General features: G+C 54.5%; 21 protein-coding genes. 5 read left to right on the top strand and 16 right to left on the bottom strand.

The genetic code is table 11. The features are described from left to right. Positions 1-178: 178 nt before the first annotated feature. From JNUCC32_RS26415 to JNUCC32_RS26395, 5 genes are all read right to left on the bottom strand, one after another. A complete protein-coding gene (locus JNUCC32_RS26415; protein ID WP_081746233.1) occupies positions 179-973 on the bottom strand; it encodes a LytR/AlgR family response regulator transcription factor in 795 nt (264 codons plus the stop codon). Then, the gene (locus tag JNUCC32_RS26410; RefSeq protein ID WP_192570307.1) at positions 960-2,726 is read right to left on the bottom strand and encodes a LytS/YhcK type 5TM receptor domain-containing protein; all 1,767 of its coding nucleotides are present in this window, start codon (positions 2,724-2,726) and stop codon (positions 960-962) included. Before JNUCC32_RS26410 ends, JNUCC32_RS26415 begins: the two co-directional genes overlap by 14 nt. A gap of 411 nt (positions 2,727-3,137) precedes the next feature. Beyond that, a complete protein-coding gene (locus JNUCC32_RS26405) occupies positions 3,138-3,584 on the bottom strand; it encodes a threonine/serine exporter family protein (RefSeq protein ID WP_009592993.1) in 447 nt (148 codons plus the stop codon). Between the two features lie 23 nt (positions 3,585-3,607). Continuing rightward, complete coding sequence (locus tag JNUCC32_RS26400; protein WP_015737894.1) at positions 3,608-4,363, bottom strand: threonine/serine exporter family protein; 756 nt, start codon at positions 4,361-4,363, stop codon at positions 3,608-3,610. Positions 4,364-4,560: 197 nt separating this feature from the next. Next, positions 4,561-5,544, bottom strand: coding sequence for an aldo/keto reductase (locus JNUCC32_RS26395; protein WP_192570306.1), 984 nt, complete (start codon positions 5,542-5,544; stop codon positions 4,561-4,563). Positions 5,545-5,765: 221 nt separating this feature from the next. On the opposite strand from JNUCC32_RS26395, the gene JNUCC32_RS26390 reads away from it, so the two are divergent. The 5 genes from JNUCC32_RS26390 (at position 5,766) to JNUCC32_RS26370 (ending at position 11,128) form a co-directional block, all read left to right on the top strand. Then, on the top strand, positions 5,766-6,290 hold the full coding sequence (locus tag JNUCC32_RS26390; protein WP_096775746.1) for a PadR family transcriptional regulator: 525 nt from the start codon (positions 5,766-5,768) through the stop codon (positions 6,288-6,290). Positions 6,291-6,377: 87 nt separating this feature from the next. Beyond that, positions 6,378-7,103, top strand: coding sequence for an ABC transporter ATP-binding protein (locus JNUCC32_RS26385; protein ID WP_192570305.1), 726 nt, complete (start codon positions 6,378-6,380; stop codon positions 7,101-7,103). 24 nt (positions 7,104-7,127) lie between these two features. Beyond that, positions 7,128-7,898, top strand: coding sequence for an ABC transporter permease (locus JNUCC32_RS26380; RefSeq protein ID WP_192570304.1), 771 nt, complete (start codon positions 7,128-7,130; stop codon positions 7,896-7,898). Positions 7,899-8,228: 330 nt separating this feature from the next. Next, positions 8,229-9,530: a serine--tRNA ligase gene (serS, locus tag JNUCC32_RS26375; RefSeq protein ID WP_192570303.1), complete on the top strand. Its 1,302-nt coding sequence runs from the start codon at positions 8,229-8,231 to the stop codon at positions 9,528-9,530. 560 nt (positions 9,531-10,090) lie between these two features. Continuing rightward, a complete protein-coding gene (locus JNUCC32_RS26370; RefSeq protein WP_036659353.1) occupies positions 10,091-11,128 on the top strand; it encodes an LLM class flavin-dependent oxidoreductase in 1,038 nt (345 codons plus the stop codon). 72 nt (positions 11,129-11,200) lie between these two features. Here the strand turns inward: JNUCC32_RS26370 and JNUCC32_RS26365 are convergent, their stop codons facing one another. From JNUCC32_RS26365 to JNUCC32_RS26315, 11 genes are all read right to left on the bottom strand, one after another. Then, a complete protein-coding gene (locus JNUCC32_RS26365) occupies positions 11,201-11,959 on the bottom strand; it encodes an SDR family NAD(P)-dependent oxidoreductase (protein ID WP_192570302.1) in 759 nt (252 codons plus the stop codon). 106 nt (positions 11,960-12,065) lie between these two features. Beyond that, complete coding sequence (locus tag JNUCC32_RS26360) at positions 12,066-12,818, bottom strand: SDR family NAD(P)-dependent oxidoreductase (RefSeq protein ID WP_036659355.1); 753 nt, start codon at positions 12,816-12,818, stop codon at positions 12,066-12,068. A 17-nt stretch (positions 12,819-12,835) separates the two neighbouring features. Continuing rightward, entirely contained in the window at positions 12,836-13,267 is a 432-nt protein-coding gene (locus JNUCC32_RS26355) for a MarR family winged helix-turn-helix transcriptional regulator (RefSeq protein ID WP_009592716.1), read from the bottom strand. Positions 13,268-13,736: 469 nt separating this feature from the next. Continuing rightward, positions 13,737-14,378, bottom strand: a complete 642-nt coding sequence (locus JNUCC32_RS26350; RefSeq protein ID WP_192570301.1) for an NAD(P)/FAD-dependent oxidoreductase — start codon at positions 14,376-14,378, stop codon at positions 13,737-13,739. An 87-nt stretch (positions 14,379-14,465) separates the two neighbouring features. Then, positions 14,466-16,898 (bottom strand): heavy metal translocating P-type ATPase, encoded by a 2,433-nt coding sequence (locus tag JNUCC32_RS26345; RefSeq protein WP_192570300.1) that lies wholly within the window; start codon positions 16,896-16,898, stop codon positions 14,466-14,468. A gap of 36 nt (positions 16,899-16,934) precedes the next feature. After that, positions 16,935-17,135 (bottom strand): cation transporter, encoded by a 201-nt coding sequence (locus tag JNUCC32_RS26340; RefSeq protein ID WP_009592700.1) that lies wholly within the window; start codon positions 17,133-17,135, stop codon positions 16,935-16,937. Positions 17,136-17,420: 285 nt separating this feature from the next. Continuing rightward, positions 17,421-17,744 carry a metal-sensitive transcriptional regulator gene (locus tag JNUCC32_RS26335; protein ID WP_096775736.1) on the bottom strand — a complete coding sequence of 108 codons (324 nt, stop codon included), beginning with the start codon at positions 17,742-17,744 and terminating at the stop codon, positions 17,421-17,423. A 245-nt stretch (positions 17,745-17,989) separates the two neighbouring features. After that, positions 17,990-20,068, bottom strand: a complete 2,079-nt coding sequence (locus JNUCC32_RS26330) for an alpha-glucuronidase family glycosyl hydrolase (RefSeq protein WP_192570299.1) — start codon at positions 20,066-20,068, stop codon at positions 17,990-17,992. A gap of 193 nt (positions 20,069-20,261) precedes the next feature. Further along, positions 20,262-21,278 carry an endo-1,4-beta-xylanase gene (locus JNUCC32_RS26325; protein WP_192570298.1) on the bottom strand — a complete coding sequence of 339 codons (1,017 nt, stop codon included), beginning with the start codon at positions 21,276-21,278 and terminating at the stop codon, positions 20,262-20,264. A gap of 162 nt (positions 21,279-21,440) precedes the next feature. Beyond that, positions 21,441-22,376 (bottom strand): carbohydrate ABC transporter permease, encoded by a 936-nt coding sequence (locus JNUCC32_RS26320; protein WP_096775733.1) that lies wholly within the window; start codon positions 22,374-22,376, stop codon positions 21,441-21,443. Between the two features lie 52 nt (positions 22,377-22,428). Next, positions 22,429-23,469 (bottom strand): ABC transporter permease, encoded by a 1,041-nt coding sequence (locus tag JNUCC32_RS26315; protein ID WP_015737912.1) that lies wholly within the window; start codon positions 23,467-23,469, stop codon positions 22,429-22,431. Between the last annotated feature and the right edge of the window lie 82 nt (positions 23,470-23,551).

Raw genomic sequence — 23,551 nt, 5'->3', positions numbered from 1 at the left:
ACGATCAGGATCTATTGCGTCTTTCATCAATGAAAGCGCTTTAGAATGATTATATACGGGAGGATTGCCATCGACCACAGCTCCTGCGCGAAACGTCCGACAGGGTGCGCGAAAGGGCGGATATGCCGCCCGAACCGGGAGGCAACCGCCATACTCGAGCGTCTTTCTTTGTCCTTTTTCAAGCCTCCCTGAGCAACCGGAACAAATCCCGTGCAGCCTCCCGGGACAATGGAATCATCGACCGCTGCTCATCCTTCAGCACGATGTTGTAAGCCCCGTTCTGCCAAGGGGAGAGCTCCGCGATCCAGTTCACGTTAACCAGATAACTGCGATGAGGGCGAAAGAAGGAGTAACCCGCAAGCTTCTCCTCCAGCTCCTGCAGGGTGCTTTTGCTCGTAATCCGCTGGCCTTCCGCCGTCCATACGCGAATGACACGTTCCTCGCGCACCGCGTACAGGATCGCCTCGGGATCAACCAGCACATGTTTATCCCCGTCGTCGAACAGAAGTTTGCCGCGCATGCTGCGGGCGGCAGCCTCCGTGGATGGATAAGGAGCAGCCTGAATAGCATCGTGAGCCTCCTGTTTCGGGAAGGCATTCCCTTCCTGAATCCTGCTTCGAATTCGCTGCAGGGTTTCTTTCAACCGCATATGGCTGTAAGGCTTCAGCAGGTAATCGATCGCGTTCAGGCCAAACGCTTCAACGGCATACTCGTCGTAGGCCGTCGTAAACACAATCAAGGGCGAGATCGGGGAGGCCTTCAGCATGCGCGCCGCCTGCAACCCTTCCAGCTCCGGCATATGAACGTCGAGAAAGACGACATCCGGCTGCCGCAAGGGGACAAGCTCCAGCAGCTCACGTCCGTTCGCGGCATGCGGAAGCAGCTCGATATCGGGCTCCTGTTCCAGCAAATAAGCCAGCTCCTCCCTTGCCAATCGTTCGTCTTCCGCTATCATCGTTTTAATTCGCTTCACGGTACCGGCTCCCTTCCGACAAGCTGCAGGGGATGCTGAAGGATATGCTGCAGCCGCCCTCTGCCAGATTCTCCACGATAAGTCTGGCCTCTTTGCCAAACATGCTGATTAAACGCTGATTGATATTGTAAATGCCGTTTCCCGTACCCTCGCTGCCGATGATCGGTTGATCGCCTAAGCTGTCCAGCACTTCCGGCGAAATGCCGATCCCGTTGTCCCGCAGTTGAACAACCGCCATATCACCGGCCCGGCTTAGGCTCAGCCGAATGACGCCTCCGCTCGCTTTGTCGCGCAGGCCGTGCTTAATGCTGTTCTCCACCAGCATTTGCAGCGTTGCCGGCGGAATCATAAGCTCGCCAAGCGCGGGATCGAGCTGGCACTCAAACGAGAACTGATCCTCGAACCGGATCCGTATAATGTCCAGATAGGCATTCAACAGCTCCATCTCCTCGCGAATGGTCGTTCTGCGGGACGCCATGACCTTGACGTTCAGGCGCATGAACGCCCCCAGCTGCATCGTGGCATGTCGTGCCAGCAGCGGATCGGTGCGAATCAACGAATGAATCGCGTTGAGGGTATTGAATAGAAAGTGCGGATTGATCTGCGCCTGCAGCAGCTTGAGTTCCGCCTCTTTCATTAAATGGCTCATCTTCTCGTGTGCGGTGGCCCCGAGCTGATAGGAAATCAGCTGTCCCAGCCCCTGGGCCATCACCAGCTCGACGCGCCGGATATCCTCCGGCCGCTTGAAGTAGAATTGAATGACGCCCACGACCTGGCCCGCCTCTATGATCGGGACAAGGATGGCGGCGCCGAGCGCCGGATGCCGGGGCTGGATCTCTTCCGCATTCTCGATGATCCGAAGCTCGCCGGTCGCGATGACGCTCTTGGTCAAGTCCGATTGGATCTCTTCTCCGGGATCAAGGATACGGCTTGCTGTGCCGGCATGGGCCAGGAACCGCTCCGTATCGGTAATGGCGACGGCCGCTGTTTTCAGCTCTCGCAGCAGCAAGGCCGCCACGGCCTGAGCCGTACGGTACGTCAGTCCCTGCTTCAGATGCGGGAGCGCCGATTCGGCGATATGGAATGCCTTCTCCGTCTCATACGCGGCTGCACGTTCCTCCTCGGTGAGCGCGACCCGCAGCATCGTCGTAAAGATTGCAATGGAGATGCTGTTCGTCAGCACCATCGGCAGGCCGATCAGGTTGACCAGTTCCACTGCACGATCCGGCTCATCCGCACAGATCAAAATCATCCCCATGAGCAGGATCGGAGCGAACATGCCGACGAATAACGCTTTCGCCGGCGAGATGACCCGCTCCTGCGAGAAGAATCGGGCCACGCCTCCCGCCAGCGCTCCCGTTAACGGCACGGCGATTGCGCCTGCCAGCCCCGTGGCACCTCCGATATACAGGAGGTGGGCTCCTGCCAGAAGCCCGCCCCCGATGCCAACGCGGGGACCGCCAATCAGTCCGCCGATCACCACCCCGACCAGGGCGGAGTGGGCCAGGGCCTGCTCTCCGGTCAGCCGCATCAGCCAGAAGGAGGAACTGGACTCGCCGTTCTCCACGACAACGCCCGCATAGGTCCCGAGGATGGCGAAGAGCCCGAACAGGCCGGAATAGATGAACATCCGCATGCCGGACATCTCTTTGCGGTCCAGCAATTGGCGGAACAGCGGAATTCTCGTCAGTATAAAAGTCAGGATGAGCAGCATGCCCATCCGTTCGAACAAATGCAGCGTCAGCTCCTGCATGGACATCCCTCTTTTTTTGATGGACTTCGAATCGAATCGAATCTTCATCTGACGTTCGGTAACGCTGTAGATACGGGAAGAACACCTTTGAATACGGTTTCATTTTTGCAAGAAAGATTATATAGCATGTCGAGGATTTGGACAATAAAAAGGCATAACATGAAACTAATGTAAAAAAATGCAAGAAGGAGGGGCGGATATTCACGCCTTGGCGAGCGCGTAAAAAACCGTATCCCGCAAAATGCGTACATACGGCTGGTTCATCAATTCAATTACACACGCATAGGTGTCCCTCCCCCGGATGATAACGAGTCGGAGCATGGGCATTTTCCCGCCGGATCGAAGCGCATGCTTCGCATATAAACCGGGTTCGTTTCGGGTTGCCAGGGTTCGGGTTTCAGGGTTACTGGTTTATCGGGTTATCGACCATTTCCTTATGACCTGATTGGTCACCTCCGACAGCAGCAACCCCAGCGCGATGGCGCCTGAAATCATGAACGCTTGGGCCCCCAGCTGGACGGCCTGATCGAATTGATTCTGGGCCACATGGCGAAGGGCATTATAGGCGACACCGCCCGGTACGAGCGGAATAATCCCCGATACGCTGAACACGATGATGGGAGTCTTGTATTTTTTGGCGAAAAAATGACTGATCATCGTCACGCAAAAAGCCGCGACTACGGTGGCCGTCACCGGCTCAACCCTCATATCCTGAAGCATGATGTAGAGCAGCCAGCCCACCATGCCGGCAAACCCGCACTGCAGCAATGCTTTCTTGGGTACGTTAAAGATGATCCCGAAGGCCGCCGAAGCAACGAAACTCGTAATAAGCTGCTGTATATAAAAGGTTGCCACCATTATCCCTCCACCCTTCCCATCTCTTAGAATGACAAAGTAAACGCAATGCCCGCGCCGATGGCAAAGGACGTAACAAAAGCCTCCGCCCCTTTGGACAAGCCGGATATCAGATGCCCCGCCATCAGATCGCGGATGGCATTCGTGATCAGCAAGCCCGGTACCAGCGGCATCACGGAACTGATGATGATCGTATCCAGCTGATGGCCGAATCCGAATCTGACCATCCAAACGGAGGTTATGCCGATGACGAGCGCACCCGAGAATTCGGCGAAGAACCGGACGGGAATGACCCGATGCATGAATACGAAGCAGGAGAAGCCCAGACCGCCCGCAACGGCCGCCGGTACGAAATCCGGCCAGATGCCGCGAAACATGATGAGAAAGCACCCGCTTGCGATCGCTGACAGTAGAATCAGCACCCATGTGGGATAAATGGCCTGCTCATGCTCGATTCGCTCCAGGGCCCGGTAAGCCTCTTCCATCGTCAGCTCGCCGAGGCTGACGCTCCGGGACACGCTGTTGACCTGATCGATCTTATGGAGATTGGTTGTCCGATCCGAAATACGAATAAGCCGCGTAATATGCTGCGGCTCCTCCACCGAGAAGATAATGCCCGTCGGGGTCATATAGCTGTGGCTGTTCTCAACGCCGAAAGCCGCGGCGATCCGCATCATCGTATCCTCGACCCGATAGGTCTCCGCGCCGCTCTGCAGCATGATTTTGCCTGCTAACAAGCAGACCTTGATAATGTCATGCTCCCGCTTCAACAAATCATTCAAATCGACAATCCTCCCGCTGAACACATTCCGATTCAGAATCTTTGCCTATATTATAGTATCATTTCCATGATAAAGCATAGGATATGCTTTAAAGCAGCGCTGCAGCAGCTTCCGTTCGTTTGATTCCATCTCATCGCCCTAAACAAGAAGCCTCCCGATGACCGGGAGGCTTCTCTCCTATTATTCTCGAAATCGGCTTAATAGGCGCCGCGGATGTGCGTGGCTACCTGCTCCTGATAGAAAAGCGCAAGGCGTTCTTTCTCCTCCATGCTGAACGAAGGCACGTCCAGCGTGCCCAGGTTGTCTTCGATCTGGCGGACGTTGCGGAAGCCGGGAATCACGGCAGTGACCTCCGGGCAATCCAGAATCCAGCGCATGGATGCACGAGCCATGTCGCCTCGGCCCTCGGCAATCCAGGCGAGCTCTCTGGCGAGCTCGACACCTTTTTCGAATCGGAGGCCGGCAAAAGTCTCGCCTACGTTAAACTGCTCGCCGTTCGCGTTGAAATTTCGGTGATCCCCCTCGCTGAAGGTAGTGCTCTCCGTAAATTTTCCGGTTAGCAAACCGCTGGCGAGCGGCAAGCGCACCAATATGCCGACGCCCGACGCTTTGGCCTTCGGGAGCAGCTGGGCCAGCGGTTTTTGGCGGAACAGATTGAAAATCACCTGCAGGGACCTCACCCCCGGTACCCCAAGACAGAACAATCCTTCCTCCACCGTTTCCACGCTGACGCCGTAATGCCGGATTTTCCCCTCGGCCTGCAGCTTGTCCAGCACTTCAAACACCCGTCCGTCCTTCAACACCTCGAAGGGAGGGCAGTGAACCTGATAAAGATCAATCCGCTCCCGCTGCAGCCGCTTCAGACTGCCCTCGCAATAACGGCGGATCGACGCCTCGGAATAGGTCTGAAGATCATGAATATCACCGGCGCGGCAAAACTTGGTGGCCACATGCACGGTATCTTCTTTCCCTTTGGTTGCGCGCGCGAGCAAATCCTCGGCATGCCCGTCTCCATAGACGTCGGCCGTATCGAAGAAGTTTACGCCCTCGCCGATGGCGCGGTCCAATCCCTTCAAGGCTTCCTGATCATCGGTCTGCCCCCATGAGCCTCCGATCGCCCATGTGCCGAAGCTGACCTCGCTAATGTGAAGCTCCGTATTTCCCAATTGTCTGTAATTCATCGACGTTATAGCCTCCTCATCCAACTGCCATACTAGTTCACACTACTAGACTAAACGTTAAATCGCTTTCATTCAATCCATATGTCATATATCTATTTCATCGGGGATCGTTGACAAATGATTCCATCGTCTTTATAATTACAACCATCGAATAACCAACGTTGGATATTCAGTAATGGAATTCATCATTCTTCACACACATCCTAAGGAAGTGATCCTACATGACCAACCTCATCCTGCTTTCATTTCTTCGCCAGCGTCCTATGCACGGATATGAAATCCAGCAGCTCATTCAGGCCAGCCGTATGGACCTGTGGACGAATATCCTGTCCGGTTCGATCTATTACGCGCTGAACAAGATGGAAAGCGACGGGTTGATTGCAGCCACTGCCGAAGAGCGAACCGGCGCGAGACTCCGGAAAATTTACAGCATCACGGATGAAGGCGAGAAGCTATTCCAGCAGATGATCCGCGAGACGTTGACGCTTCCTCCCCACACCGTCAAATCCGACTTTTCGCTCGGTTTGGTCTGGATCGAGGACATTCCTAAGGAGGAAGCGGTGGAATTGCTGGAGCAGAATCTCAAGCAAGTGGAGGAATCGTTGGCCCAGTGGCGTTCGGGTAAGGAAATCAAGGGCCAGTACGGCTTATCCAAGATCGCCCTTGCCACCTTCGATAATGCGATTTCGATCCTGGAACAGGATATCGCCTTTCTCCACAAGATCATCGCAATCGTTCAAGAATAAGCCTCAGCTTCTGCTGCGGCTTTCATTTCCGGCAAATATCCAACATTGGATATATAACATTGGACAAATAAGGAGCGTGCAACGAAAATGACGTTAACTACACTCATTCAAGCGAAGGGATTAAGAAAAACCTATGGGCAGCGGACGGTCGTACGGGATGTGACTCTGAACATACGGGAAGGCGAAGTGCTGGCGATCATCGGGCCGAACGGCGCGGGGAAATCAACGACGCTGGATCTGGTGCTGGGTCTGCGCCGCCCCGATGCCGGTACGGTCACCTACTGGACATCCGATCCTTCGCCGCACATCGGGCTTCAGCTGCAGTCCACACCCTTCTTTCCCGGATTTACCGCCATGGAGAATCTGCGCATGTTCGCGGCTTTCTACGGCAAACGTCTCAGCGGCGCGGAGCTGATCCGGCACCTGGACCGATGCGGACTTGCGGAGGCTGCCAGGACCGATGCGCTCAGACTCTCCGGGGGGCAGCAGAAACGGCTCGCCATTGCCATGACGCTGGTCCACGACCCCAAGCTGCTGTTCCTCGACGAGCCCACCGCAGCGCTGGACCCGCGGGCCCGCCGGGATATCCGGGAGCTGATCCGTTCATTGGCGGATACCGGCACCTCCATCGTATTCACCTCGCATGACATGGAGGAGGTCCATAAACTCGCCACCCGGCTGGTGCTTATCTGCGGTGGAAAGGTGCAGGCCTCCGGCACGCCGGATGAGCTGCTCAGCCGTTACGGCACGGACAGCCTGGAACAGCTGTATATCCAATTGACCGAGGAACTCGAAAATGGAGAATGCAAGTAAAAAGAAACCTTAGGAGGAATCGATATGCGCATGATTATGGCAACGATGCTGCGGAGCATGTTCCGCGATACCCACACCCTGGTTTGGAACATCGTTTTTCCAATCGCCATGCTGGTCGGATTGGGTCTTTACTTCCATGATGCGGCCTACTCCCACCGACTTCTCGCAGGCGTGCTGACAACCAACATCCTGTTCGGGGCTACTATGGTCACCGCTTTTAACGTCATGGCCCAGCGCAACCGGGGCATCTACAAGCTGCTGCGGGCGACGCCCTTTCGAACCGTCTCCTTCATTGCCGCAATGACAGGGGCACGAACCGTGCTGGCACTGCTCGTCAGCGCCTGCGTGATTCTCATGAGCCTGCTTCTTCTTGGGGTGCAGTTGAGCCTCACGGGACTGGCGCTGATGCTGCTCGTACTGCTGATCGGCACCGTCTGTTTTACCGCGCTCGGTTTTCTGGCTGCCAATCTGTCCAGGGACGAAGGCAATGTCAACATGATCTCGAACTTGATGAGCTTTCCGATGCTGCTGACCAGCGAAGCCTTCTACTCTTTGGAACATGCCCCATCATGGGTCGTCACCCTGGGGCAGCTGCAGCCGTTTCACCATCTGGTCGATGCCATGGCGATCGCAGTCCATCCGCAGGGAGATTTCGTCGGCATATGGATGCCGCTCCTCATCCTGACCGGCTTTACGATCCTCATTCTCGGAGCGGCGGCGTGGACCTTCCGCTGGGACGCAGAGCAGCCTGTCAGCTGGAGGCAGGGATCCGCGAAGAAAGCGGCGTCGACGTAACGGCGTACAAAAATCCGGTTAACCCCTTGTATAAAAGACATCTCATGCGGTATACTGAACAACAATATCAGTATCAGGCCGATGATGAGCTTCCAACTCTGAGGCGTTCTCGTCAAGGGGATTCGATCTACACCCGATCAGCCGTCCCCCTAAGTTAACCGGACCCGCCCGTTACCGCGGAATCAAAGTGGATTGAACGCAGGCCGACATGTTCCTTGGTCAGGTTACGGTTCAATCAATTTGGGTGGCACCGCGAGCGCATAAGCGTCCCTCGTCCCATATGGACTAGGACGCTTTTTTATTTTTTTAGGGCAAAGGAGCGCGGTGATTATGTTAGATATGAAATGGATCCGGGAGAGCGCGGATCATCAGGAAGAATTGCAGCAGGTGGCTGACCGGAAAGGGATCGCCCTTTCGGTTGCCGAGCTTGTCCGGCTGGATGACCAGCGGCGTACGCTGCTGTTGGCCGTGGAAGCATTGCGTCAGCAGCGTAATGCCATCTCGCAGGAGATCAGTGCCCTGGTGCGGCAAGGCAAACCGGATGAAGCGGAACGGCAAAAACAGCAGGTCAAAACCATCAACGAGGAACTAGACCAGCAGGAAACGTTATACCGGGAGGTTAACGAAGCTTATAGCGAGCTGCTTATACTCGTACCGAATATCGTTTCGCCGGACACGCCTGTGGGAGCCTCGGATGAGGACAACGTGGAGATTAGACGAGTAGGCGAGCTCCCCGTGTTTGATTATCAATTCAGGGACCATGTCACGCTCGGGGAACTGCACCGCATGGTCGACATTCCCCGCGGCGTCAAAACCGCTGGCACGCGCAGCTACTACCTGACAGGCATCGGCGCAATGCTCCATCGGGCCGTTCAGCAGCTGGCGGTGGATATGCTGGTCGCCAAGGGTTTCACCCTTATGGACGTACCGTTAACCGTAAGGACGGAGGCTATGCAGAATACCGCCTTCTTCCCGCTCGGTCAGGATCAGGCTTTTCAAATTACGGAGCAAGATAAATGGCTCGTCGGTACCTCGGAGGTGCCGTTGGTATCGTTCTACAGCGGGGAAATCGTCGATGTAGCGGAGCCGATTCGCCTGGCAGCAGCATCGCTTTGCTTCCGGAGCGAGGTTGGCTCGGGCGGCCGGGACGTCCACGGCCTCTATCGGGTGCACCAGTTCGCGAAGGTGGAACAGGTCGTTCTCTGCGAAGCCAGCACGGAGGCCTCGGAGCTGCTTCTGCAAGAGATTACGGCCAATGCCGAGGAGCTGCTGCAGAAGCTCGAATTGCCTTACCGGGTCGTTGCCGTCTGTACCGGGGACATGTCGCAGAAAACATACAAACAATACGACATCGAGACATGGATGCCAAGCCGCGGAGCTTATGGGGAGACCCACTCGTCGTCGAATCTGCTCGACTTCCAGGCGCGCCGCTCGAACATCCGCTACCGGGACGCGGAAGGCAAGCTGCGGTACTGTCACACCCTGAACAATACGGCCGTGGCTTCGCCGCGAATTCTCATCCCGCTGCTGGAGAACCACCAGCAGCCCGACGGTTCGATCCTCATTCCGAAGGCGCTCAGGCCTTACATGAACGGGATGGAGCGGATTGAGCTGCCCAACGGAGCGGAATAAGGACACCATCAGCTTATTATCTAACGTTCAACAACGCAGCCATTTGATGGCTGCGTTGTTTGGTTTTTTTAAACTCATATTATGTGAGAAGCTGTGCATCGAAACTCCTTCATTAAAAATGCATGAATAGGGTTTAGCGATACTTAGACCAGCTTAAAAAGCATATACTATATGGATGAGCTGCATGCCGATTTCGAATCTAATAGCTTTCAGCAAAGCTGGACCATTCGATCATCGCAAGAAAAATTTCCGCTAAACGCGGTCTGGCTTCTCTGGGGATTCTTCGATGTACATTTTTCTTTAGATGATCGAATCTATAAGCTTTCAGCAAAGCCGGACCATTCGATCATCGCAAGAAAAATTTCCGCTAAACGCGGTCTGGCTTCTGTGGGATTCTTCGATGTACATTTTTCTTATGGATTAAGTAGGTATATAATGTTCGTTATATAGAGATACCATTTTTCGATAGATGGATTTCATGTCCGGCGTCCGTTCGACCGGGTGCCCGTCTCTATATAGAATACTTACCGTGCCGTGCACGAATAAGGAGGTCATACCGTATGACAGAAGCAAATCTTGACCATACAGCGTCCAAAACGCTTCGCGATATTCCGATTTCCATCCTCGATCTGGCGCCGATTACAGCGGGCAGCACAGCTGCACAGTCGCTGCGGAATACGCTTGATCTGGCTCAGCATGCCGAGAAGTGGGGCTATAACCGCTACTGGCTTGCCGAACATCACAACATGCCGGGGATCGCCAGCTCGGCCACTTCGGTGGTCATAGGCCATGTGGCCGGAGGCACCAGCAAGATCCGCGTCGGATCCGGCGGCATTATGCTGCCGAACCATGCTCCGCTTGTCATTGCCGAGCAGTTCGGCACCCTCGAATCCTTGTATCCCGGCCGGATCGATCTAGGTCTTGGCCGTGCGCCGGGTTCGGATCAGCTAACCTCCCGGGCGCTCCGCCGCGGCCCGGGCAGCGACGGCCAGGACTTCCCGGACCGCCTCGGCGAGCTGCGGAATTACTTCCAGCCTACCTCCGGCTCGTCCATGCGCATCCGGGCGATTCCGGGGGAAGGCCTGCATGTTCCGATCTGGCTGCTCGGCTCCAGCGGTTTCAGTGCGCAGCTTGCGGGCCAGCTGGGGCTTCCGTTCTCTTTTGCGAGCCACTTTGCTCCGGACTATCTAATGGCTGCGCTCGATCTGTACCGGACCAGCTTCCGCCCTTCATCCGAGCTAAGCAAGCCGTATGCCATGATCGGCGTGAACGTGATCTGCGCCGACACGGATGAGGAAGCGCAGCGCCTGGCTACCTCGCCCTACCAGCAGTTCCTGAACATCATCCGGGGCCGCACCGGCCAGCTGAGTCCGCCGGTGGACAGCATGGATGATCTGTGGAACCTGCAGGAGCAGGCCATCGTGAAGCGCCAGCTCAGTTTTTCCGCCATCGGCAGTCCCGCAACCGTCCGCGCGCAGCTGGAGCAGTTCCAGCAGTCGACGGACGCGGACGAAATCATTGTCGCGGCCGCGATCTATGATCATCAAGCGCGCCTCCGTTCTTATGAGCTGCTGGCGGAAGTCGTCGGCATTAAATAAACGTCATGCCAAAAAGACCAGTCAAGCCCGAAACTCCGGTGCCTGACTGGTCTTTTTTTTTCAATCCGGATATTACAGCGTCAGCCCGCCATCAATCGTAACCAGCGAGCCCGTCATGTAGCTGGAGCCCGGGGAAGCCAGGAAGGCAACCACGTTTGCGATTTCGTCCGCCTCAGCCGGACGGCCCATCCGCATGTTGCCCACTTCCTCAGGCACGTAGCCGCCTTCCATGAAGGACTTGGCCACCGCTGCGGTCAGCGGCGTCTGAACGCCGCCCGGGCAGATGGCGTTCACGCGAATGCCCTGCTTCACGTATTCCAAGGCAGCCGCCTTGGTCAAGCCCACAACCGCATGCTTGCTTGCCGAATATGCGGCGGCACTGTGTTCGCTGCGGATGCCCGCCGTGGAAGCCGTGTTCACGATATGTCCGCTGCCCTGTTCCTTCATGACCTTCAAAACATACTTCATGCCAAGGAAAGCGCCCTTCACATTCACGGACATTTGACGGTCAAATTCGTTCTCGTCGATATCGTCCAGCATGGAGAACTTCTGCACGATACCTGCATTATTGAAGAAGAAATCGATTCGGCCGTAAGCTTCAACCGCCTTGTTCACATAGTTCTGTACATCCTCGGTTTTTGTCACATCCGCCTGCACGAAGATTCCCTCTCCGCCCTGCTCCTTAATCAATCGCAGCGTCTCTTCGCCGGCTTCCTTGTTGAAATCCACGAGCACAACCGCGGCACCGCTCTCTGCCAATTTCAGGCTGGCGGCTCTGCCGATCCCGCTGGCCGCGCCGGTAATGACAGCAATCTGTTGGTTATCGGACATGAAACAACACTCCCCTTGATGAAAATAAATATAGCGTCTGACTGAGCTTGTGTCCTTATGATTCAAAACATCGACAGCTTATGAACAAGCTGAATGAATGTCCGGCTTACTTCGCGAAATATCCGCCGTCGATCGGCAGCTCGACGCCCGTAATATAAGAGGACTCGTCGGATGCCAGGAACAGCACGCCGCGCGCGATATCTTCCGCTTTGCCGAGTCGTGGCAACGGCGTCTGGGATTGGAACCACTGCATCATTTTTTCGTCCTTGAAGAGATCCACGGTCATTGGCGTTTCGATGTAGCCCGGGTGAACCGAGTTGCAGCGGATGTTATGCTTCGCAAAGTCAACGGCCGTGGCTTTGGTCAGCATGCGTACCGCGCCTTTGCTTGCCGTGTAAGGACCGGCGCCGCTTCCGCCCGTCAGGCCGGCAATGGAGGAGATGTTGACGATGGAGCCGCCGCCGGCTTCGATCATGTGCGGAATGACATATTTTTGGCCGAGGAATATGCTCGTGACGTTGATCGACATCGTCTTCTCCCAGCCTTCGACCGTCAAATCCATGAACGGCGTTGCATTGGAGACACCGGCATTGTTGACCAGAATATCGATTTTGCCGAATTTTTGAACCGTCTCGTCCACGACGCGGACCCAATCTTCTTCGGAAGCAACGTTATGCTTGATTCCCAGTGCTTCGCCGCCGAGAGCTTCAATCTCAGCGACGACGTCTTTGATTTTGTCCTCCTGAAGGTCCGTAATCGCAACCTTGGCCCCCTCTTGCGCAAACAAAAGAGCGTCAGCTTTACCCATGCCTCCAGCCGCACCCGTAATAATCGCTACTTTATTGTCTAATCTTCCCATATAAATACCTCCTAATGTTAGTCGTTGGATTGGCTGTCCATATGGGACTGCCCGATCTTAAGCTGCAAATGCTCGATCATCTTCTCGTACGAAGCGATCAAGACATCCATCTCCTGATCCGAGAAATCCGACCATAAGCCTTCATTCAATTCACGGTACTTCGCAATCATCCGGGCTTCCACCTCGCGTCCCTGCTCCGTGATCCTAAGATAGACTTGACGCCTGTCCTCGCTCGACGCTACCCGTTCAATATAACCCTTGCTCACCAGCTTGTTGCTCAAGTTGGTGACAGCCGACAGCGTAACATTCAGGGCATTGGCAAAATACGAGCTGGTCTGCTGCCCCTCATACGCCAAGGTCTGAAGCACGTAATACTGGGGGCCGGTCAAATCATTGTCCAGAATCTTGGCATAGTTCGCCACAAGCGTCATCATCTGACGGGCTACCATGTTAGATAAATGCTCCCGCTTATCCAGTTTCATCACCTCGATGCTTAACGAAGTCCCACACTTATATATTACGAATTTAAATAGTTAAAAGCTTTTAACAATTAAAATTGTATACCCTTTCACATTGCTCGTCAACCACGATAAAATGCCCGATTTGGTGGTTATTCCCACATTTACGCCCGATGGAAACCCGTCTATATTAAAAATGATTCGAATTGGCCAAGCTGGGCAAAGATGCTGCTGCACTACAAATCTGCCAAATAGAAAAAGAGCACCCGCAGGTGCTCTTGAAAGTATATCCATCGTTGCTTCGGCGTAACCCTCTAAACTACACATGTTACCTTGAGGGATAAAGAAGATGTCATGGTGGCGCCCAACTGGACTCCGACGGATGGGAAGAGCTCCAGTATCCAGCCTCCACCGACAAAAAAAGCACCACCCTGAGGTGATGCCTTTCATTGTCCTTCGTTCATCCTGCCGTATCCATCCGCGCATCCAGCGTGGATTGGCGGAGATGATCCAGTGTCATGCGCTCAACGAAACGCGAGAACTTCTCTTTTTTCTTGCCGTGCTCCTGGTAGATGGCGATCAGCTTCAGAATGATCGGGGCCAGCTGATCCGGCGTTAAATCCGCATGCAGCTGCTTCGCCAGCGAAGCCTTCAAGCCTCTCGGCTCCCCGCCTACATAGATATCGTAGGTATTTCGCATCTTAATAACGGCAATATCCTTCAGCAGCGGCTCGCTGGTGCCGAGCGCGCAGCCTGCGTACCCGATCTTTAGCGGATTGGGTACGGGATGGTCGGCGATAGCTTCATCCAGCATCTTGGCAACATCCAGTCCCGAATCCTCCGCCCCCCGGCAAAAGTTGCAGGTAATCAGGCTCTTGGAGACGAAGCCGGCGGGATGTACCTCCAGTCCGGCGGCTTCCAGCTTCGCCTTGGCTTCCTCCACCCGCTCTTCATCCATCTCCACGTACAGCTGCTTGAAGGTTGTCATCTCGATGCGGGCATCATCGCCTACGATGGACCCCAATACGGCCAGCTGATCCGGGCGGAACAGCGTTCCGCCCACTTCAAAGCCGGGGGTCACAGCAAATTTTTGCATGGCCAAATGTCTACACTCCCATCAAGTCACCCTAATATCGCTTTCTTGCTTGGTTACCAACATACTCTATATAAAAGGCCTGCCTGCCTCCCGTTATACCTTCATCCTCTGCAGACGAAGGGCATTCAGCACGACCGATACGGAGCTAAGTGCCATGGCAGCCCCGGCCACCCAAGGCGCCAGAAGCCCGATGGCGGCAATCGGAATGCCGAGCGAGTTATAACCCAAGGCCCAGAACAGGTTCTGACGGATGTTGCTCATCGTCTTGCGGCTCATGTAGATGGCGTCCGGAATGCTGTTCAGGTCGCCCTTCATCAGCGTAACGTCGGCGGCTTCCATGGCCACATCCGTACCTGTGCCGATGGCCATGCCGATATCGGCAACCGCAAGGGCCGGGGCATCGTTAATGCCGTCGCCGACCATGGCGACCTTCTTGCCCTGCTGCTGGAGTTTCTTCACTTCATCCGCTTTGCCCTCCGGCAGTACCTCGGCAAGCACATGGTCAATGCCAACCTGCTTGGCGATGGCCTGAGCCGTGCGTTCGTTGTCGCCGGTAATCATGATCACTTCGATACCCATTTGCTTCAGCCGTGCTACAGCAGCCTTAGACGTCTCCTTGATGGTATCCGCTACGGCCACAAGACCGGCATATCGGCCGTCTACCGCGGTAAGCATAGCAGTCTTACCCTCGGTTTCCAGCTCCGACATTCTGGCCAGGACCGCATCGATCGGCACGTTATGCAGTGCCATCAGCTTGCGAGTACCGACCAGAACTTCGTGTCCTTCCACGCTGGCCTGGATGCCGTAGCCCGGAATCGCCTCAAAATGCTCGGCAGTCGGAAGCTTCGTCCCTTTCGCCTCAATCCCGGCCACGATCGCTTCGGCAAGCGGATGCTCGGAGCTCTTCTCGGCAGCTCCGACCAAACGCAGGAACAGCTCCTGATCGATGTTATCGACTTCCACATCGGTCAGTTCAGGCTTGCCTTTCGTGACCGTTCCTGTTTTGTCCAGAATAATCGCGTCGATTTTGTGCGTGGACTCCAGATGCTCCCCGCCCTTGAACAGAACGCCCAGCTCTGCGGCACGGCCCGAACCCGCCATGATCGAGGTCGGCGTAGCCAGACCCAGCGCACACGGACATGCAATAACCAGGATCGCAATGGCAATTTCTAACGATTGCGCGAAATTACCGGGCGTTACCCAGAAGTACCATACGAGGAAAGCAACAATCGCAATCCCGACCACGATCGGAACGAAAATGCCGGAGATGACATCGGCCACCCGCTGAATCGGGGCCTTGGAGCCCTGCGCTTCCTCAACCACCTTGATAATTTGGGCTAGAGCTGTCTCTTTGCCCACCTTCGTCGCTTCAAGCGTCAAGCGTCCGTTCTTGTTAATCGTGGCGCCGATGACGGCATCGCCCGCTTTTTTCTCAACCGGAATGCTCTCACCGGTCAGCATCGACTCGTCTACCGCCGACGTGCCCTCCACGACTTTACCGTCCACCGGAATTTTCTCACCCGGCTTTACCAGTACTAAATCACCCACCAGGACCTGTTCCACCGGGATGGTCATCTCCTGACCGTCACGAACGACCAGCGCCGTTTTGGCTTGAAGACCCATCAGGGTTTTAATGGCCTCCGAGGTGCGGCCTTTGGCCAGGGATTCGAACAGTTTCCCCATAATGACCAGCGTGATCAGCACCGCACTCGTTTCATAGTACATTTCAGGCCCATGGTGTGTATTTGCTCCAGCAGCGGCCCAATCGATCGTTAAATACAGGCTGTAGAAATAGGCTGCCGAGGTACCGAGTGCGACCAGAACGTCCATATTGGCGCTTTTGTTGCGGAGAGCCTTATAAGCTCCCACATAGAATTGTTTCCCGATAAAAAACTGTACCGGCGTTGCCAGGATCAGCTGGAACCAAGGGTTCATGAACAGATCGGGCATCCAGATCCAGGAGGTGAAGGAGAAATGGCTTACCATGGCCCAGAGCAGCGGCAGCGACAGAATCGCCGACAGGAGCAGCTTCCGCTTTTGCTTAGTGATGGCCTCCTTGCGGTGACCTTCCTGATCAAGCGTCTCCTGTTTGGAAACCGCCTGATACCCGAGCTTCTCCACGCGCTGTTGAATATCGCTAAGGCTGACCTCGGCGGGATTGAATTCCACCCGGGCCGTCTCCAGTGCAAAATTGACGTTGGCCTGATTAACACCTGGCATCCGGCTAACCACTTTTTCGATTTTCGTAGCACAGGCCGCGCAGTACATGCCAATCAGCTGAAGGTCCACCGTTTCCTTTGCTGTTCCGTAACCCAGCTTTTCGATTTTCTCTTCCATCTGCTGGACGGTAACCACACTCGGATCAAATGTAACCGACGCTTTTTCCAGCGCAAAATTCACATTCGCTTCCTGGACGCCCTCCATTTTGCTAAGACCCTTCTCAATCCGATTCGCACAGGCGGCACATGTCATACCCGTTAACTGCAGCGACGTTTTCTTCTGTTCCATTGTTGCTTCTGCTCCCATCTTCTCCTCACCCCTCTTCATCCTCGTGCCGTTTGGTTAAACTACGTTATATCCTTGTTCCTCGATAATTTCTTTGATTTGATCCAAATTGACTTTGCCTGCGTCATATTTCACGGAGACCGTGCCTGCCTTCAAATCCACATGTCCCTCGATGTTCTCATTCTTTAAAGCTCCTTCGATGGAATTCACGCAATGCATGCAGGACATGCCTTCTACTTTTATTGTTACCTGTTCCATAATCAATCTCTCCTTTAGGTATTGGATTTATTAGGGCTCTGTTACAGCCAAGCCCGAATGAGTTATCAAACTCGTTGTTCTCATTTCTTGATGTTAGTATACCCCCCTACCCTATAATTAGTCAATGGTTTTTCTCATTTTTTTTGAAAAACATGGCCGCGTTATGATTAAACCGCATAACCGTGCGGTATTTATCAACTTAAACAAACAATTGCTGCCACCTTCCAAAGGTGGCAGCTCCATGGATATTCTTCGTAATCGGATAGCCCCAGCAGGGAACTTTCGTTACTTCATCAGCTTGTTCATGGTGGTTAACAGCTCGGTAATGACCTCATCGTCGCCTTCCTGGAGGCGCTCCACCACGCAGCTCTTCATATGATGCTCCAGCAGCAATTTGCTGACGCCGTTCAAGGCCGACTGGATCGAGGAGATCTGGTTTAACACATCGTCACAGTACGTATCCTTCTCAATTAAGCCCTTCACGCCGCGAATCTGCCCTTCAATCCGGTTCAACCGGCTGATGAGATTGCTTTTCGTTTTGTCCGAATGGTGGCTCTTCCGTTCACCGGTTACTGCGCATGCATCATGTGCATGGTTCTCGGTTGTCATACCCATTCCCCCCTTGATCACGTTACTTCTTCTTATTCTAACCCTAGTATATCATATAGCCCCCCACCCTATAAAGCCCAGCTTATGGTAATGAGATTGCGGATCATTTTGCCGTGGAGGCATGTCATCTATAGTATATGCTTGTACCCGCGATAATTTTCGGCCATGAAAAAGGGGGCCTCATCAGGCCAGCAGCCTATGGGGCACCCCCCTATATTTTCGCATACGGAAAAACCTGAGCTCCCTTAATAAATCGTCCGCCCCTGCGCATCCGGCACCCCGGATTTGCGGTAAAAATACGTATTGATCACATCCCGCCAGTGCTTGGCATGCTCGGCCTGATCAGCTAACCGTTCGGTGACTTGGGTTAAACGCTCCAGATCGACCTTGCCTTCGAGCGATGTCCAGGCTTTCAAGAGCCCGGCCGCAGCTTCCGCACCTTCGAAGTGCGTGTCATAGATATGCTGAATCACTGTTTTACCGGATTTCAGCGCATGCGAGTACGGCACATGATGGAAGAACAGCAGCAGCTCGTCAGGACAATCCTCCAGCGAATCATATCGGGCCGCATTCGGCTCGAAATACTGTGCGGTGTACCCCGTGCCCGTCGCCACCGTGCGGTCCACCCCAATACCATCCCGATCCGCGAAATGGTAGGTGCCCCACCTTGAATATTCATAACCGTCCACATCCGGTCCGTAATGCGTATGCGGCGTAATCATCCAGCCCACCCCGAGCGGCGACGTGTAGCTTTCATAAATCGGCCACGATTTCATCAGCATGCCGCACACCACGGCAACCACCGTCTCATCATTGCCAAAGGTCAGCCTCGTCCATTCCTCCGCGATCCCTTCGGCGGACATATCCGGATTCCAAACCAGCCGGCCGAATCCATACAGATTCGCCTGCGCCAAGGTGTGTCCCGTCCAATTCTCATCATTCCCGATGTTGGAAACGGCGGCGATCCCGCTGTATCTCATGCCGTGCAGCGAACCGTCCACGATCTTCTTAACCTCGGACCCCGCTCCGTTCGCGTAGGTATCGAAATCCAGCACCTCTTTCCACTGCGGCACCAAATAGCATACGTGGCGCTGCTGTCCGGTATATTCCTGGGCGATCTGAAACTCCAGCACCTGATTGGTCTCTTTCATGCTGCCGAACAGCGGGGATACCGGCTCCCGTACTTGGAAGTCCATCGGACCGTTCTTGATCTGCAGCAGCACATTGTCCTTAAACCGTCCGTCCAGCGGGGTAAAATGATCATAGGCCGCGCGCGCGCGGTCCGTGCTGCGGTCCCGCCAATCCTGCATGCAGTTGTAGACGAAGCAGCGCCAGATGACAAGCCCGCCATGCGGTTCCAGCGCTTCGGCCAGCATATTGGCGCCATCGGCGTGGTCTCTGCCATAGGCGAACGGGCCCGGACGGTGCTCCGAATCCGCCTTGACCACAAAGCCGCCGAAGTCCGGTATATGATCGTAGATCTCATTCGCCGTATCCTTCCACCACTGCCGAACCTCTTGATCTAGCGGGTCCGACGTGGGTACGCCGCCGATATGCAGCGGAGCGGCGAAGTTTATGCTCAGGTACAGTGTGATGCCATATTCCCGGAAGATATCCGCGATCTTTGCAATCGTCGGCAAATATTCCGCGGTAATGAACTTCGTCTCGATTTCATGCACATTGACGTTATTAATGGAGATGGCATTCAGGCCCACGGAAGCTAACAGACGGGCGTAGTCTCTTACGCGATCCAGATTTTCGGTGAACCGTCCGTTTTCGTAAAAAATCGAGTTGCCCGCGTACCCCCGTTCAACCGAGCCGTCGGCATTATCCCATTGATTTATCATCCGCACTCCGTTCACAGGCTGCTCGGTTATGTTTAGACCGGTCAACGGCTGGTGGGATGCCAGCAATCTCAATAAATGGAACACCCCGTATAACACGCCTTTCCCGGATCCGCCGGTCAGGATCAGCTTCTCCTGCTGCCCATGGCCTGTATGCTCCAGCCGAAAACCCTCTGCGCCCAGCCGGGCTTTCCCCGCGCCCATCGAATCTTCCCCAATCTGTTCCGTGCCCTCTTCGGCGTCTGCCGCATGAATACGCACCTCGAAATAGGATGAAGCCTTGGCCTCGGATGTGATGGACGGTACGATGCCGAGCATGGATCGACATGCATGCCTCAGTTCCTGGATCGCAGCGTTTGCCACCCGCGACTGCTGCAAATCCGCAACCACGGTGCCTAACAGTCGGCTGTACGCGGAAGCAAGCTCCTCGTCCTTAATGGGCGCATACTGCAGCCACGCTTGATATAAAGCGCTGTTCAACGTAATTTCCCCCTTCTTGGGCCAAGGTTAACGTTTCTCCCCAGCATCTCACTGTTTTCGAATCCTGCTTCCTTAAGGACTAACATGCAGACGCCGGTCACAAGGACCGGCTAGATGACAAGCTGATGGCGCTTCAGCCGCCTATATTATTGCTGTCGTTATCTAAAATGATGGGTTCAACCCCCTAAAATCCTTACACTTTGACCATACGCTCCACCAAGCGATGAAACGCCGGTTTCGGCTGATGCCGCTCATCGAACAGGAAAGGCCAATTCTTCCGCCCCCGTACCGGGAAATTGTCCAGCCAGGTGTAATCGTCGGCAGCACCCCAGAAGGTCACGGACGTAATATAATCCCGGTATTCCTTCAATATGCCGAACATCGCCTCATACCGCTTCGCTTGAGCCTCCAGCAGCTCCTCCGGCGCCTCGGTCAGATCCTTCCGCTTGTCGTCGAACCGGAACATCGACACATCGAGCTCCGTGAGTTGAAGCTGCAGGCCGAGCGACGCGTACTTCTCGATCGCCGCCCGGATATCGTCAAGATCCGGATCGTACAGATTCCAGTGGGCCTGCAAGCCAACGCCGTGAACAGGAGTTCCTTGATCCAGCAAAGACTTGACCAGCGTGTAGATTTTGTCCCGTTTATTCGGGTGGGACTCATTGTAATCGTTATAGAACAAGAGGGCCGACGGATCGGCTTCATGCGCATACTCGAATGCCTTGGAGATAAAGTCGGGGCCCGCAATGTCCAGCCATTTGGACGGACGAAGAAGTTCGGCGCCTTCATCGGCGATTACCTCATTCACGACGTCCCAGGCGTAAATATCGTCCTTGTACCGCTTCACGACCGTGTCGGTATGCGACTTAAGCCGTTCGTACAGCGTGTCTTTATCCACCAGGCCCCCGTTCTTGTCCTCGAACAGCCAGTCGGTCGTTTGGTTATGCCATACCAGCGTATGGCCGCGCATCTTCATGCCATGCTTCCGGGCGAAAGCGGCAAGCCGGTCCGCGTCCTCGAACGTGTACGTATCCTCCGCCGGGTGCACGCTGACAAACTTCATTTCATTTTCCGCCGTAATGCTGTTGAAATGGTACGCTAGCAATTCCTCCTGCGTTTCGATCGTCCTCGGGTTCACGGCCGCTCCGATGAGAAAGTCATCCGCGAACATCTCCTTAAGCCTGGGTTCACTTCGCTGCGTATTGGACATATCCAATCCCTCCTTAGAATTAAAGATAATAGCAAAATTGATCGTTGATGATCGTGATGCGGCGGCATCCGTTGGTCGACGGACATCCAGACATGCCGCGGACCACGCACCGTGTGCACCATGGAGCAGTGCGCACGGCGCATCTTTAGCGGTTCCCGCAGCTTAACCTTTCACCCCGCCAAGGGTCATCCCTTGCACGAAGTATTTTTGCAGGAACGGGTACACCAGAATGATCGGCACGCTGGCCACAATGGTCATCGTCGCCCGAATGGAGGTCGGGGTAACCTGATTCGCGCCGCTTTCCGAGCTTGCAAACTGGCTTGCATAATCGTTGCCCGAATTCAGCGAGGAGTTCGAATTCTGGAGTATTTTCATCAGCTCGTATTGCAGGGTGCTAAGCTCGCCGTACGAGGAGTTGTACAAGAACACGTCGAACCAGGAGTTCCACTGGGATACTGCCGTAAACAGCGATACCGTGGCAAGCACGGGCACGCACAGCGGAAGCACGATTCTCAGGAAGGTCGTGAATTCGCCGGCGCCGTCGATCCGGGCCGATTCCAGGATCCCCTCAGGCAATCCCTCGATGAAGGAGCGGATGACGATGACGTTGAATACGCCGATCAGGCCAGGAATGATGTACACCGAAAAGGTGCCCAGCATGCCCAATTCGCGAATCAGCAGGAAATTCGGAATCAAACCGCCGCTGAAATACATGGTCAAAATGAAGGCGATCGACACGAATTTGCGCAGCACGTATTCCGGACGGCTGATCGTGTAGGCCACCATGGCACAGCAGAAGACGGAAGTGATCGTACCGATCAGCGTACGCAGAACCGAGATGAAGGTAGCGTGGAATATCGTGGCTTCGTTAAATACATATTTATAATTTTCCCACGTGAAATCCCGCGGCCATAAATAAATGCCGCCTTTCACCGAATCCGTCGCATTGTTGAAGGAAACCGCGAGCGTATTGATGAACGGGTACAGCGTGACAATCATGAGACAGATCATGAAGACTATATTAAAGGTATCGAATAACCGGTCCGCGGGAGACTTGAACCGGGCATGGGCTCGCGGTGCATCTGAAATCTTCGCCATATGAATCCTCCTGTACGTTTTCTGATAGAGAACGGTTCTCGCAAGCTTTCGCTTAGAACAATCGATCTTCGCCCAGTCTCTTCGCGATATGGTTAGCCGTGAACAAGAGTATGAAGCTGACGACCGTCTTGAACATGCCGGCTGCAATCGAGAGCGAGAAGTTGCCCATCTGAATACCGTATTTCAGCACGAAAATATCCAGGTTCTCGGAATAATCCACGTTCATGCCGTTGCCAAGCAAGTATTGCGGTTCAAAACCGGATTCGAGCAGGTTGCCGATATTCATGATCAGCAGGATGATGAATACCGGCTTCAGACCCGGCAAGGTGATGTTCCAGATCCGTTGAAAGCGCCCGGCGCCATCGATTTCCGCCGCCTCGTACTGCGAGGGATCGATCATCGTCATGGCCGCCAAATATATAATGGTGTTCCAGCCGACATTCTTCCATACTTCCGAAACACCGAGTATTCCCCAGAAATATTCCCCTTCCCCAAGCCATAGGATCGGTTCCTTAATAATCCCGAACCACATGAGGAGTTCATTGATAATCCCGCCGTCTGCGGACAAGGCCGTCGAAATAATGCTCGCAGCCACAACCCAAGAGATGAAATGGGGCAAATAACTGATCGTCTGCACGACCCGTTTGAACATCAAATTACGCAGTTCATTAAGCAGAATCGCTAACACAATCGCCGTCACAAACCCTAAGACGAGGTTGATAAAACTCATGGCGAGCGTGTTGCGCATGACCCGGAGGAAGTGTTCGTCCTGAAACAGGAAGGTAAAATGCTGCAGGCCTACCCATTCCTGATCGAATATCTTCTTCGCCGGTTTAAAATCCTGAAACGCGATGGTCCAGCCCCACAGCGGCATGTACTTAAAGACAAACAACCATATCAAAAAAGGAATCGACATGAAGACCAGCGCCTTCTGCTGCAGCAGCTTCCGGAAGAAGCTTTTTTCGCCTGATGGCCGTTCATGATTCAAACCAGTATCGTTTTTTCGTTGTTTATTGAAGAAACCTTTCGATACCGCCGGCGTTTCACGTAGCGCCGTGGTCTCTGCAGGTCCAATCGGGTTCGCCTTATCCACGGTTTCTTCTCCTTCCTATCCAGCCCTAGAAGAGGAGGGACGGATCTGGGCCATTTCGGCGGTCCGCCCTTGTTCGCCTCTC

The sequence above is a fragment of the Paenibacillus sp. JNUCC32 genome (assembly GCF_014863545.1).
Lineage (GTDB): Bacteria > Bacillota > Bacilli > Paenibacillales > Paenibacillaceae > Paenibacillus_AQ > Paenibacillus_AQ lautus_A.
The sequence above is the reverse complement of the archived record's forward strand: the minus strand, read 5'-3'. Positions and strand labels throughout refer to the sequence as shown.

Excerpts from the sequence above, each read along its gene's own strand:
- JNUCC32_RS26360 (WP_036659355.1), bottom strand. The coding sequence starts at position 12,818 with ATGGGAAGATTAGACAATAAAGTAGCGATTATTACGGGTGCGGCTGGA.
- JNUCC32_RS26340 (WP_009592700.1), bottom strand. The coding sequence starts at position 17,135 with ATGGAACAGGTAACAATAAAAGTAGAAGGCATGTCCTGCATGCATTGC.
- JNUCC32_RS26410 (WP_192570307.1), bottom strand. The coding sequence starts at position 2,726 with ATGCAGGAGCTGACGCTGCATTTGTTCGAACGGATGGGCATGCTGCTC.
- JNUCC32_RS26370 (WP_036659353.1), top strand. The coding sequence starts at position 10,091 with ATGACAGAAGCAAATCTTGACCATACAGCGTCCAAAACGCTTCGCGAT.
- JNUCC32_RS26395 (WP_192570306.1), bottom strand. The coding sequence starts at position 5,544 with ATGAATTACAGACAATTGGGAAATACGGAGCTTCACATTAGCGAGGTC.
- JNUCC32_RS26335 (WP_096775736.1), bottom strand. The coding sequence starts at position 17,744 with ATGACAACCGAGAACCATGCACATGATGCATGCGCAGTAACCGGTGAA.
- JNUCC32_RS26355 (WP_009592716.1), bottom strand. The coding sequence starts at position 13,267 with ATGGTAGCCCGTCAGATGATGACGCTTGTGGCGAACTATGCCAAGATT.
- JNUCC32_RS26345 (WP_192570300.1), bottom strand. The coding sequence starts at position 16,898 with ATGGGAGCAGAAGCAACAATGGAACAGAAGAAAACGTCGCTGCAGTTA.
- JNUCC32_RS26320 (WP_096775733.1), bottom strand. The coding sequence starts at position 22,376 with ATGGCGAAGATTTCAGATGCACCGCGAGCCCATGCCCGGTTCAAGTCT.
- JNUCC32_RS26405 (WP_009592993.1), bottom strand. The coding sequence starts at position 3,584 with ATGGTGGCAACCTTTTATATACAGCAGCTTATTACGAGTTTCGTTGCT.
- JNUCC32_RS26380 (WP_192570304.1), top strand. The coding sequence starts at position 7,128 with ATGCGCATGATTATGGCAACGATGCTGCGGAGCATGTTCCGCGATACC.
- JNUCC32_RS26390 (WP_096775746.1), top strand. The coding sequence starts at position 5,766 with ATGACCAACCTCATCCTGCTTTCATTTCTTCGCCAGCGTCCTATGCAC.
- serS (WP_192570303.1), top strand. The coding sequence starts at position 8,229 with ATGTTAGATATGAAATGGATCCGGGAGAGCGCGGATCATCAGGAAGAA.
- JNUCC32_RS26385 (WP_192570305.1), top strand. The coding sequence starts at position 6,378 with ATGACGTTAACTACACTCATTCAAGCGAAGGGATTAAGAAAAACCTAT.
- JNUCC32_RS26365 (WP_192570302.1), bottom strand. The coding sequence starts at position 11,959 with ATGTCCGATAACCAACAGATTGCTGTCATTACCGGCGCGGCCAGCGGG.
- JNUCC32_RS26325 (WP_192570298.1), bottom strand. The coding sequence starts at position 21,278 with ATGTCCAATACGCAGCGAAGTGAACCCAGGCTTAAGGAGATGTTCGCG.